Here is a 13,406-nt window from a genome sequence, read left to right as displayed (position 1 = left end):
TCTTGTTTAAAATCGCCACAATGACCGACTTATAAATTCGTAAAATATTAACCATCATACTCTTACTTAATGGCCGTATATTGTTCATCGAGCGTCTGTAAATAATCTGCATTGGTCAGGTGACTAATACTACCTCCACTTTCTAAACGCGATTTCAGCCAATCAATAATCCGTTCCTGTAATTTCCCTTCTGGCTTATTCAGTTTCTCCGCCAATTCACCGTGGTTTTCCCATAAATCGCTAATAAGTACGAATACCTGCCCTTGTAAGGCGTAATCAGAATGGAACCACGCCTCAAGTAAATGAGGCCCCAAAACAAAGGGTTGTTCACTCCCACCGTGACCACAATTCTCGGGGCGGCAATAGATCTGTGGCTCAGGTGTATCTATCATTAATTCACACACTGGTGTTAGGAACCCTGACCAATCGCTGACGATCATTACCGGTAATAACTGACTGAGGATACGCGCATCCATACTGCGTAAAAGCACCTGTTTCTCCTGTAATATCACCTGCTGGCGTGAGCGCCAATGATTAAGCTGCTGTATCCATGACTCATCACTGCGGTAAGCCCAACCCCAACTATTATTGCTTGGAGGATGGTTATCAAGCAGATGACCGATTACTGACAGACAGCCTGACTTGGGCTGAACCAGCCAGGGACTTTGCGTCAGCATGTGATCCATCGGTGTATTGCTGTATAGCGGAAAAGCCTGTTCTACCCAGTCATTGCTATAAAAGAGCGCCACGGGGTTAGGTTTCGCGAGTGAATTGAGCATAAAGAAAACCGATGGTTTATTAGGGATACTCAGCCACTGTTGCCAATTTATTGACTTGTTCATTTATCCTCCGGATTATCAATAATCCAATTTGCTTCCTGTCGAGCCAGCACAGCACAAAACGGTTTGGCAGGGAATTTAACCCCCGGCAGAGGCGCAACTCCTTCCGGTAGTTGCAGAGACAACCCACGGCCAGTACCGGCAGAACCTTGCCCGACCAATAAATTAGGGGAAGTCAGAATACCGCCGGGGGTTATCCGTATAAAATGACCGCCGACTTTTAAGGTAATCTCTGACGCCGCTTCCAACACCATTTTACCGCCGCTTTTCAGGTGTGTTTCCTGACCGCTTTCAGCCACCAATGCATCCCCGATCTGTAAATGTTGACTGCCTGAGATACGGTGTGAAACATCTCCATCGGTGCTGTATTTCCCCGATCCCCTGATATGTTGATGATCATCCACTGAAATTTCGCTATAGCGGTTATTATCGATGCGCTGTTTATGGTCATGTTTAATATGCCAGTAAGCATCGTGTTGAATATGGGCGGTCAGATCTTTTTGCCCGTGCAGGTAAATCTCCTCCCGGTCTTTCTCATCTTCAAAGCGCAATTCATTAAAACCTTCCCCTTTGTGGGTCTGGGTTTTAAATGTCGTGCGGGTCTTTTCAACGGGTAAATTTAACGGTGGCCGGTTTAAACCGTTGTAGGTGCAACCGGTGACAATCGGACGATCAATATCGCCGTTCAGATAGGAGACAATCACCTCCTGACCGATACGAGGAACCGCCATAAAACCGTAACCACTGCCATTCCAGCCTTGGGCGAACCGCACCCAACAGGAGGCGTTTTCATCGGCTTTATCATAACGATCCCAGTGAAAATGGATGCGGATACACCCCTCTTCATTGACATAAATCTCTTCCCCTTCCGGGCCAACCACGGTTGCCACTTCATCACCATCCGCCAGCGGTTTGTAGCGATATAGCGCTCGCCAATCGTTATAACCCGAAATAAAACTGAATTCGTTATGCAGATAAAATCCTGATTCTCCGCCACCTTCTTGCAGTGCCTGCGGACATTTGCCGTAATGGTGAATCGTCACGATTTGCCAGCGAGTGTTCATGGCATCAACCGAGTGTTCGCTGAGGCCAAAGATTTTACCGGGCATCAGTTTAAAACAGTTGCTTTGCCCGCTACCGGCCTGACGTTGATTCTCGACGGCCTGCTGACGGCGCTGGACAAACGGTTTCGCCTCCGCGTCTTTCTGAAAGCGGCCGTAGCTTTCAAAAAGCTCAAACAGGGTTTTCTGCCCCTCGACACGCGGATCAACATTGGCCCGGTGTGTCAGGCGGTAAGCGGGATTCTGGGGATTGTAGTCCTTATAAATGACCCGCGTCGGGGTCATGGAGACGCCCAGACGCACTTGATTAATCACATTCATTTCGGTGGCCGTCTCTATCTGCGGGTTGTAGACCAGCGGTAAATTGGCCGTCATTCCTAAATGGCTGTCACTGAAAAACAGCTTGTCGTCTTCAAACCAGAAATTCAGCCCTTCTTCGGCAACTAACCGGGCAAAGAAGGCATAATCGGACTCCCGTTTTTGCGTCACATACTCCCGTGTGTAATGAAACTCATCCAGTTGGCAATCAAACAGGATGCAATGTTTTTTCAGCAAACTAGTGAGAATTTCCGGCACGCTTTGCCGATGATAAATCCGGCTGTCCTGATTCAAGTTCATCCGCCAGAGAGCGGGCTGGACGGTGAGGTAATAAAGGGTGCGATGCGCATGCGTATCCCCCCGTACAGCCTGTGTGATAATGCCGCTAACCTGACGTTGCTCAATATCGTTGAAAACCACCCGGAATTTCACAGACTGTAATAGCAATGATTCCAGATCAATATCAGCCCGTTTACTGACCAGCTGTTAAGGATAGGGTAAATAATTCGGATAATTCTTCCTGCAAGGAAAATTCAGCTACCGCAAAAGTTTTCTCCGGCAAATCGATAATATGACAGAGAAAGTGTAATCCATCGTTCATATGGACTCCTTATTTCTGATGTTGGTGTTTAAATAAATTAGTAATATAGCCTTGGTGGAGTTACTTTATGTAACGGGTATCTGCCATTTGGGTATTGATTTCAATATGTCCTCCGGGATATTCAACCCATTCACCTTTCCTAGTTACTATAACTTTCGGCATTTTAGTTTCATCCAGTTTAGGTTTAAAAGTGATTTTCCATTCCGCTCCTGGAATTAATTTTAGCCGAAAAGGAAACGAATCCACTACACCCAGTAAGGAAACTCTGTTTGGACGTCCCTCAACCATTTTCAAAACAGGGTAAATAACCGGTCTGTAGTCTATAGTATTCACTGCGCGCGTCTCAGAGGCTTCAGAGTAAATTTCTCGTTCGGCATCGTTGATAAAAGCGGTTAAACCTGTCCCCGAATAGGGTACAGCATCTTTCACCAGGTGACTGACATCGGTATAATTCGCCGATACATAAGCCTGCTCAATTTTCCATTTACACCAACCTCCGCCACTAAAAGGCAATTTCGTCTGAAAATAACCGGTTTGGGGATCAGTAGTTACCTCTCGGTAAAGAACATTATGAGTCGGTACTTTATGAGGTGACATACCCGCATCAAACTCATATTCAAGACAAGATTTTGAGATATACCTTGCCGCTACATACGGCTCGGTGTATTTCGGCATGACGCCTTCCACTGTTATCCACGGCCCCTTAGATGAAAAGGGAAATAGCCAGTTAAAAAAGGTATCGCCCATCGACCAGTAAATAAAAGATAATAGTAATAATGACAGTGTGATTTTGAATATCCTCATACTGAAAGTTCCTTATCATCGCAGTAGTACTGTAAAGCCAGTTTCCCTTTTTCTTCTTGCTGACTGACGGCCAATGATTTTATTAACTGTTTATCCATTTCCAGAAAACAGAGATTACGGTAGTAAACAGCATCGGGTATCAGTCTCTTATAAACATCCATTTTCTCCTTAAATTGACGCTGACTGTCCTGATAAGCCGTCATTTTATCCGGTTCACATAACTCTTTAAGACGTGCATCAATATAACCGGCATATTTATATGAACTGTGATTAAGAATACTTACTCTATCTTTTAATTCAGGATTTTTATTTTCATCAAACAGTTTATCCTGCTCTTGCGGGCTTAGCTGATTAAACAGGGCATTTTGTTGTTCACCGGCCTGAGAGAAAAAGTGTTCTGTTTCTTTATCCAGCTCAGGAATTAAATACAGTTTTGTCGTATTACTTAATATTTCCTCTGCACTCAATCTGGTTATCAGTGACACATTACTGGCGGCAATCAGCCATTCCGGGCAGGCACTGGCTTTTAAAAAATGAATCACTTTGCCATGATGAAGATAAATTTCTTTACTGGCTGTCGCCTGCTTAATTGCCTGAATAATCGGTGAGGGTGACAATAATTTCATGATTTCCCAGTCATACCCCGCCAACGTCCAGTAATTGAAGAAAACATTATCCATATCCTGTTCAAAGGGCACCAAAGGAATGGGGTCATTTTCATTAACATGACGAAAATGGATAATAGAAGATAATTCCTGTACTGCACTGCGGGTTAATGTTCTTGGCATCCCGTAACTGTAGAGACAGGGATGGTATTCTTTCAATTGTGCACTGTGCAGTAATGCCAATGCACCTCCCAGACTGTGACCACAGATAAATAACCTTTTTCTTGTAGCCAAATCCAGAATATCGCTGAATACTTCTTTAGTTTTCTCACCAGGGACTTTTAACTTCCCAACCAAACTGAATGCATCCCAAAATCCTTTATGAACTTTGCCACGGTGAATAAACCCGCTGCACAGGGCTTTTTCATCATCGCAACTCAAACTTAACGGCTGGAAGGTAATATCAGTCAGGTCATTCGTCAGACTGGCTGTGCCCCGCCAGCTAACAAGAACATCACTGTTGCTGGCGATATAAAACAGTCGGGTATCACCCTGTTTATTGTCTGCCGTTTTTGAATCAATAAACATTATCCGGGTATAACGTTCACTGAACGGCACATCATAAACTACAGGCGTTGCTGACATTTTTTCCACCCGATAAGGCAGCTTCGAGACATCGACCATTTGCCGGTTAAAAAAGTGAAGTACAGAACCTTCAACATCAACATCCTTACCGGCATAAGCCAGCACGCTCATCAAACACTGGTTATAAGCATTCACAATGGAATACTCTTTCTGATGATGCAACAATAAAACCCAAGCCCGGAAAGGACATACTTCCAGTACATACCGGCGATTTAACGGATGAACCTGATAGCCTTTTGGTTCCGGGTCCGGGAAATGATAAGGCGGTGGAATATCTTTAGAATCTTTCCAATCTTTAATCACCGGCAACCCATCACTAATCTGCCCGATAGTCACATAGCGATATTGATGGCCTTCGGCTTCTGCTTTTGGTTTTACTACCGAAGCCTCTTCACCGCGTATTTCCCGCAACGGACGCTGTTCCATCTCATCGGCTAGCGGCTGAGCATCAATATATAGCGTCACCGGATGAGGCAACAACTCCTCTTCTCTGAGCACACCAAAACCATCGGTTTTCCCTTGGCGCACATAACCTGGGGTTCCGTGACTGATCAGGCGATAAGGCATGTTAACCAGCGGCTTTCCCTGTTCATCCACCAACTGAAATTCCACCCAGTTTTTCAGAAACCGTTTACAATCAAAGCATAAGCGTGGATCTGATATAGCCATTAGTTTTACTTCCTTCTTTTAACGTTATTTCCCCGCCCGGATATCAATCACCTTCATCAGCATAAATATCCTGTCAGGAATAGCCGTGATTGATTGCATCACTAAAGAAACAAGATAGTAAAAATCCTATTACCACAGATAAGAAACACCGCTTATGCCGTGAGTAATAGCAAGTTGAACGACAGGAAGACGAAATATATTCCCATCGATTAATCCCTTTGAATAAGGGAACAGGAGTTGAAAGGTCCTTCATACTGTCTAATATGATGGAACTTAAGTTATGATTATTAAATCATCATCAAATAGCAAGAAAAATTTTCATTTTCTTAATTTACAAAAAGTAGATTTTGTAAGGAAGTGTTACAAATTCAACAAAAGATTAAGTTATTGTAAATATAATGACGGATGCAATGACAAAATACCCCATTCCCAAAAGAAGCAGTCCACGATATATAAAAAAAACTGACCTTTACTGATTTTCCACATCCAGATTTAATCAAAAACCAATTGCAAATTTTGCGGCTGCTTTTTTTGCAACAGCTATTTGAAGAAAACAGTGACATAGTGATTATCCTCATCTTCCCATAGAACGGAATCATTCTTTTATTGTATCAATGGTACAGAGATCACACGGATGTTTCATTTACCTTATGATTTAAAAGGAATAAACATGAACGCATACGTGAATAAAGAGATACCTGATGTATTACAAAGCCAATGTGGTATTAATTGTCTGACCGATATTTGCCACTATTCTTTTAATGAATTCCGCCAGCAAGTCTCTGATCATCTCTCCTGGTCAGAGACCAATCGCTTATATCGTGATGCACAACAGGAACAAAAAGAGAATCAATTATATGAAGCACGTATTCTCAAACGCGCTAACCCGCAGTTGCAAAACGCAGTACACCTCGGTATTACCCTCCCTCATGCTGAATTGCGAGGCTACAATAATGAATTCGGTAGCCGAGCCAGCCAATATGTGGCCCCGGGTTCAGTTTCCTCTATGTTCTCCCCCGCCGCTTATTTAACTGAACTCTATCGTGAAGCACGTAATTTACATGCCAGCGACTCTGTTTATCATCTGGATGAACGCCGACCAGATCTCCAATCAATGGAGCTCAATCAGAAAAATATGGACACCGAGCTTTCCACGCTTTCTCTGTCTAATGAAATTTTGTTGAAAGGAATTAAAGCTAATAAGTCTAATCTGGACAGCGATACTAAAGTGATGGAAATGTTATCCACTTTCCGTCCTTCCGGTACGATACCTTATCATGATGCTTACGAAAATGTGCGTAAAGCTATCCAATTACAAGATCCTCAACTTGAGCAATTTCAGAAATCACCCGCTGTTGCTGAATTAATGCATCAAGCTTCACTATTAGGGATTGATAACTCTATCTCGCCGGAATTGTTTAATCTCCTGACGGAAGAGATTACCGAGGCTAATGCAGAGGAAATTTATAAAAAGAATTTTGGCGATATTGACTCTACCTGGCTGGCAATGCCAGAATATCTGAAAAGTTATTATAATTTGAGTGATGAAGAACTCAGCCAATTTATTCACAAATATCCAGATAATGAACTCAACACTCAGAAAATACATTTACTAAAAATCAATAAAATTATTTTATTATCACGAGCCGTAAACCTGCCATTTTTAAAAATAGATGAAATTGTTCCAGAACAGAGTATTAACCCAACGGTCTTAGGAAAAATCTTTCTAGTTAAATACTATATGAAGAAATACAACATTGATACTGAAACTGCCTTAATACTATGTAACGCACCTATTTCACAGCATTCCTATCGTAATCAACCTAGCCAATTTGATCGCCTATTTAATACCCCACCACTCAACGGGCAATATTTTGCTGTTGGAAATACCGACATTGACTTAAATCTGAATAGCACCAATAATTGGCACAAAACAGTACTTAAACGTGCTTTTAATGTCGATGATATTTCTCTTTATCGATTGCTCCATATTGCTAATCATGAAAATAAAGATGGAAAAATTGCTAATAATATAAATAATCTTTCCAATCTTTATATGACTAAACTACTGGCCGATATTCATCAATTAACGATTGATGAACTGTATTTGTTACTGATGACTATCGGTGAAGATAAGAGAGATCTCTATACAATTGATGATGAAAACTTACAGGAACTGATTAACAAACTCGATACCCTAAGCGATTGGTTGCATACACAAAAGTGGAGTGTCTATCAGTTATTTTTAATGACTACCACCAACTATGACAAAACGCTAACGCCTGAAATTCGAAACTTACTAAATACGGTCTACAATGGTTTGCAAAATTTTGACAAAGAGAAAACAGATCTTCTGGCTGCCATAGCACCTTATATTGCCGCAACGCTACAATTACCGTCTGAAAATGTCGCACATTCTATTCTTCTCTGGGCTGATAAGATAAAACCAAGCGAAAATAAAATAACGGCAAAAAAATTCTGGAACTGGTTACAAAATAAAGACATTTCAGAATTATCAAAACCACCAGAAATGCAGGAACAAATTATTCAGTACTGTCACTGTCTGGCACAATTAACAATGATTTATCGTTCTTCCGGTATTAATGAAAACGCTTTCCGCCTGTTCATAGAACAACCAACCATTTTTGGCATTTCTGATGAACCTGATAAAGCGACACCAGCCCATAATGCACCAACATTAATCATCCTAACCCGCTTTGCTAATTGGGTTAACACACTAGGTGAAAAAGCCTCTCCTATTCTAACCGCTTTTGAAAATAAAACTTTAACCGCAGAACAACTGGCTAATGCCATGAACCTTGATGCTAATTTACTGGAACAAGCCAGTATTCAGGCACAAAATTATAAGCAGGTGACTAAAGAAAATACATTCTCCAATTGGCAATCCATCGACATTATTCTGCAATGGACCAATGTAGCAAATGATTTTAATATCTCCCCGCAGGGTATTTCATCCCTGATAGCATTGGATTATATACAACCGTCTCAAAAAACACCGACCTATTCCCAATGGGAAAACGCAGTTATGGTATTAACTGCCGGGTTAGACACTCAACAAATGAATACTCTACACGCATTTCTGGACGAATCTCGCAGTACTGCATTAAGCAACTATTATATTGGCAAGATTGCTAACCGGGCAGCAGCAATTAAAAGCCGTGACGATTTGTACCAATATTTACTCATTGATAACCAAGTTTCTGCTGCAATAAAAACCACACGCATTGCCGAAGCCATTGCCAGTATTCAATTGTACGTCAACCGGGCACTGGAAAATATAGAAACCCATGCCATTTCTGATGTTATTACTCGTCAATTTTTTATCGATTGGGATAAATATAATAAACGCTACAGCACTTGGGCTGGCGTTTCACAATTAGCTTACTATCCCGAAAATTATATCGACCCGACAATGCGTATTGGACAAACAAAAATGATGGATACGCTATTGCAATCTGTCAGCCAGAGCCAATTAAATGCCAATACGGTAGAAGATGCATTTAAATCTTACCTGACCTCGTTTGAACAAGTCGCTAATTTGGAAGTCATTAGTGCTTATCATGACAATGTTAATAATAACCAAGGGCTGACCTACTTTATTGGACACAGCAAAACAGAAGTTAATCAATATTACTGGCGCAGCGTCGATCACAGTAAATTCAACGATGGTAAATTCGCTGCTAATGCCTGGAGTGAATGGCACAAAATTGACTGCGCAATTAATCCCTACCAAAGCACCATTCGCCCAGTTATCTATAAATCCCGCTTATATCTGATTTGGCTGGAACAAAAGGAAATAGCTAAACAAGATAAAGATAATAAAGTCATTACTGACTATTACTATGAATTAAAATTGGCTCATATTCGTTATGATGGTACCTGGAATACACCAATAGCCTTTGATGTGAATAGCAAAATATCAGCATTAGAACTGGCAAAATCTCAAGCTCCCGGACTCTATTGCGCAGGTTATCAAGGGGAAGATACACTACTGGTAATGTTTTATAGAAAAAAAGAGAAATTGGACGATTATAAAACTTCTCCAATGCAAGGATTTTATATTTTCTCCGATATGTCTTCCAAAGAGATGACCAATGAGCAATGCAACTCTTATCGAGATAACGGTTATACACATTTCGATACTAATTCTGATACTAATAGCGTCATAAGAATAAATAACCGATATGCAGAGGATTATGAAATTCCTTCATTGATCAATCATAGCAACAGCCATGATTGGGGGGAATATAATCTGAGCCAAGTATATGGCGGTAATATAGTTATCAACTATGAAGTTGCATCAAGTGATTTAAAAATCAAGATTTCACCGAAATTAAGAATAATTCATGAGGGAAAAGAAGGACGAGAACGTATTCAATGCGAGCTAATGAAGAAATATGGAAAACTGGGAGATAAATTTATTATTTATACCAGTTTGGGAATCAATCCGAATAACTCATCAAATAAATTCATGTTTTACCCGGTCTATCAATATAGTAGAAACGCTAGTGATCTCAATCAAGGGAGACTACTATTCCACCGAGACACAAATTATTCATCTAAAGTAGGAGCTTGGATTCCTGGAGCTGGACGCTCTCTTAACAAGGACGATGAAACCATTGGTGATGATTATGTAGAAGATTCTCTGAATAAACCGGATGATCTTAAGCAATACATCTATATGACTGATCACAAAGGGACTGCTACTGATGTCTCAGGGCCAGTAGATATCAACACAGCAATCTCTTCTGAAAAGGTTCAAATCACAATCAACGCTGGCAAAGAATACTCTCTTACAGCGAATAAAGATGTCTCCGTTCAACCATCACCTAGCTTTGAAGAAATGTGTTACCAATTTAATGCTCTCGAAATAGATGGCTCTAATCTGAATTTTACTAACAATTCAGCCAGTATTGATGTCACTTTTACCGCACTGGCAGATGATGGACGCAAATTGGGTTATGAAATTTTCAATATCCCTGTTATCCAAAAGGTTAAAACCGATAATGCTCTAACGCTTTTTCATGACAAGAATGGCGCTCAATATATGCAATGGGGAGCCTATCGCGTTCGTCTTAATACCCTATTTGCTCGCCAATTAGTTGAACGCGCCACTACGGGTATTGATACGATTCTAAGTATGGAAACTCAGAATATTCAAGAACCACAGTTAGGTAAAGGCTTTTATGTTAAATTTACTCTCCCTAAATACGATCAAAACACACATGGTAATAAGCGCCAGTTTAAAATTTACATAGGGAATATTGACGGTAATACTGCAATGCGGCCATATTACCAAGGAATATTGGCTGACACCGAAACCAATGTTATTCTTTTTGTCCCTTATGAGCAACAATTTTATACCAATGAAGGCGTTAAATTAGGGGTTGAATACAACAAAGTATTCTATCAAGGTACCTGGGAACCCGCTTTCTTCTATTTCAATGAAATTCAAAAGAAATTTATTCTAATTAATGATGCCAATTATGACTCAGCAACGACTCAATATGGTGAAACAAAAGGAATTATAAAATATAAAGGCTTCTTTGATGTTTCTATTCTATCCCATTATACGGATCCTATGGATTTCTGCGGCGCTAACAGCCTCTATTTCTGGGAACTGTTCTACTATACCCCGATGCTGGTTGCTCAACGTTTGCTACATGAACAAAACTTCGATGAAGCTAACCGTTGGCTAAAATATGTCTGGAGCCCATCCGGTTATATTGTTCGAGGTCAAATTAAAAACTACCACTGGAATGTGCGCCCGTTACTGGAAAATACCAGTTGGAACAGTGATCCTTTGGATTCCGTCGATCCCGATGCGGTGGCACAGCACGATCCCATGCACTACAAAGTGGCCACCTTTATGCGCACTCTCGATCTGCTGATGGCTCGTGGCGATCACGCCTATCGCCAACTGGAGCGGGATACGCTGAATGAGGCCAAAATGTGGTATATGCAGGCACTGCACCTGTTGGGCGATAAACCCTATCTGCCGTTGAGTTCTGCATGGAACAATCCACGTCTGGACAATGCCGCAGACACGACCACACAAAAAGCATATTCCTACGCAATAACCACCCTACGACAAGGCACGCAAACACCAGCATTATTATTGCGCTCCGCGAATACCCTGACCGATCTTTTCCTGCCACAAATCAACGACGTTATGTTGAGCTACTGGAACAAACTGGAACTGCGCCTGTATAACTTGCGTCATAATCTCTCCATCGATGGTCAACCGCTCTATCTGCCGATGTATGCCACACCGGCCGATCCGAAAGCGTTACTCAGCGCCGCCGTTGCTACGTCTCAGGGAGGAGGCTCGCTTCCACAACCATTTATGTCCCTGTGGCGCTTCCCGCATATGTTAGAAAATGCCCGCAGCATGGTCGCTCAACTCACACAGTTCGGCTCCACGTTGCAAAATATTATTGAACGCCAAGATGCTGAGGCCCTAAATGCTCTGCTGCAAAATCAAGCCAAAGAGCTGATATTAACGACGCTCAGCATTCAGGACAAAACCATTGAAGAAATAGACACTGAAAAAACCGTGCTGGAAAAATCCAAAGCCGGGGCACAATCGCGCTTTGATAACTACAGCAAATTATACGACGAAGATGTCAACGCCGGTGAACGTCAAGCTCTGGATATGCGAATAGCTTCCCAAAGTATTACCAGCGGATTGAAAGGTTTGCACATGGCTGCCGCCGCACTGGAGATGGTACCCAATATCTACGGCTTTGCGGTCGGGGGAACGCGCTTTGGAGCAATTGCCAATGCCATTGCTATTGGTGGCGGGATCGCCGCAGACGGTCTATTAATTGAAGCGGAGAAAGTCTCTCAATCTGAAATATGGCGCCGTCGCCGTCAAGAGTGGGAAATCCAGCGTAATAATGCCGAAGCAGAGATGAAACAAATCGATGCTCAACTCAAATCGCTAACGGTACGCCGCGAAGCAGCCGTATTACAGAAAACCAGCCTGAAAACCCAACAGGAACAAACTCAAGCACAACTGGCCTTCCTGCAACGAAAATTCAGCAATCAAGCGCTATACAACTGGTTACGTGGTCGGTTAGCTGCCATTTATTTCCAATTTTACGATTTAGTCGTCGCCCGTTGTCTGATGGCAGAACAAGCTTACCGTTGGGAAACTAACGATTCCTCTGCACGCTTTATTAAACCGGGAGCCTGGCAAGGAACCTATGCTGGCCTGCTCGCTGGTGAAACTCTAATGTTAAATCTGGCACAAATGGAAGATGCCCATCTGAAACAAGAGCAACGTGCACTGGAAGTGGAACGCACGGTTTCTCTGGCGCAGGTGTACCAATCCTTAGGGGAAAAAAGCTTTGCTTTGAAAGATAAAATTGAAGCGTTGCTACAAGGAGGTAAAGAGACTGCCGCCGGTAACGACGGCAATCAATTGAAATTAACCAGCAATACGCTATCCGCGACACTAACCCTGCAAGACCTGAAACTCAAAGATGATTACCCAGATGACATGCAGTTAGGCAAAACACGCCGCATTAAACAAATTAGTGTCTCCTTACCGGCACTATTGGGACCATATCAAGATGTTCAAGCTGTTCTGTCTTATGGTGGCGACGCCACCGGCTTAGCTAAAGGTTGTAAAGCCTTGGCGCTCTCCCACGGCCTGAATGACAACGGTCAGTTTCAGCTCGATTTCAACGATGGCAAATTCCTACCGTTTGAAGGGATCGATATTAATGACAAGGGGACATTAACGCTAAGTTTCCCCAATGCCACCAGTAAACAAAAAACCATATTACAGATGCTGACCGATATTATTCTGCACATTCGTTACACTATTCTCGAATAA

General features: G+C 42.1%; 4 protein-coding genes and 1 pseudogene. 1 reads left to right on the top strand and 4 read right to left on the bottom strand.

What is annotated here, in order from left to right; all coding sequences use genetic code 11:
- Positions 1–62 precede the first annotated feature (62 nt).
- The 4 genes and pseudogenes from CKY02_RS12255 to CKY02_RS12240 form a co-directional block, all read right to left on the bottom strand.
- Complete coding sequence (locus CKY02_RS12255) at positions 63–842, bottom strand: DUF4123 domain-containing protein (RefSeq protein WP_112895495.1); 780 nt, start codon at positions 840–842, stop codon at positions 63–65.
- Positions 839–2,819 (bottom strand): annotated as a pseudogene (locus tag CKY02_RS12250) (type VI secretion system Vgr family protein). The gene CKY02_RS12255 and the pseudogene CKY02_RS12250 overlap by 4 nt, the downstream one beginning before the upstream one ends.
- Before the next feature lie 60 nt (positions 2,820–2,879).
- Positions 2,880–3,623 (bottom strand): hypothetical protein, encoded by a 744-nt coding sequence (locus tag CKY02_RS12245; protein WP_112895494.1) that lies wholly within the window; start codon positions 3,621–3,623, stop codon positions 2,880–2,882.
- Positions 3,620–5,542: a lipase family protein gene (locus CKY02_RS12240; RefSeq protein WP_112895493.1), complete on the bottom strand. Its 1,923-nt coding sequence runs from the start codon at positions 5,540–5,542 to the stop codon at positions 3,620–3,622. The genes CKY02_RS12245 and CKY02_RS12240 overlap by 4 nt, the downstream gene beginning before the upstream one ends.
- Positions 5,543–6,212: 670 nt before the next feature.
- Here CKY02_RS12240 and CKY02_RS12235 point away from each other — a divergent pair.
- Positions 6,213–13,406, top strand: coding sequence for a Tc toxin subunit A-related protein (locus tag CKY02_RS12235; protein ID WP_112895492.1), 7,194 nt, complete (start codon positions 6,213–6,215; stop codon positions 13,404–13,406).

The organism is Photorhabdus bodei, from assembly GCF_003287735.1.
Classification (GTDB): Bacteria; Pseudomonadota; Gammaproteobacteria; order Enterobacterales; family Enterobacteriaceae; genus Photorhabdus; species Photorhabdus kayaii.
Note: the sequence above shows the minus strand (reverse complement) of the source record. Positions and strands in the feature narration are given on the sequence as shown.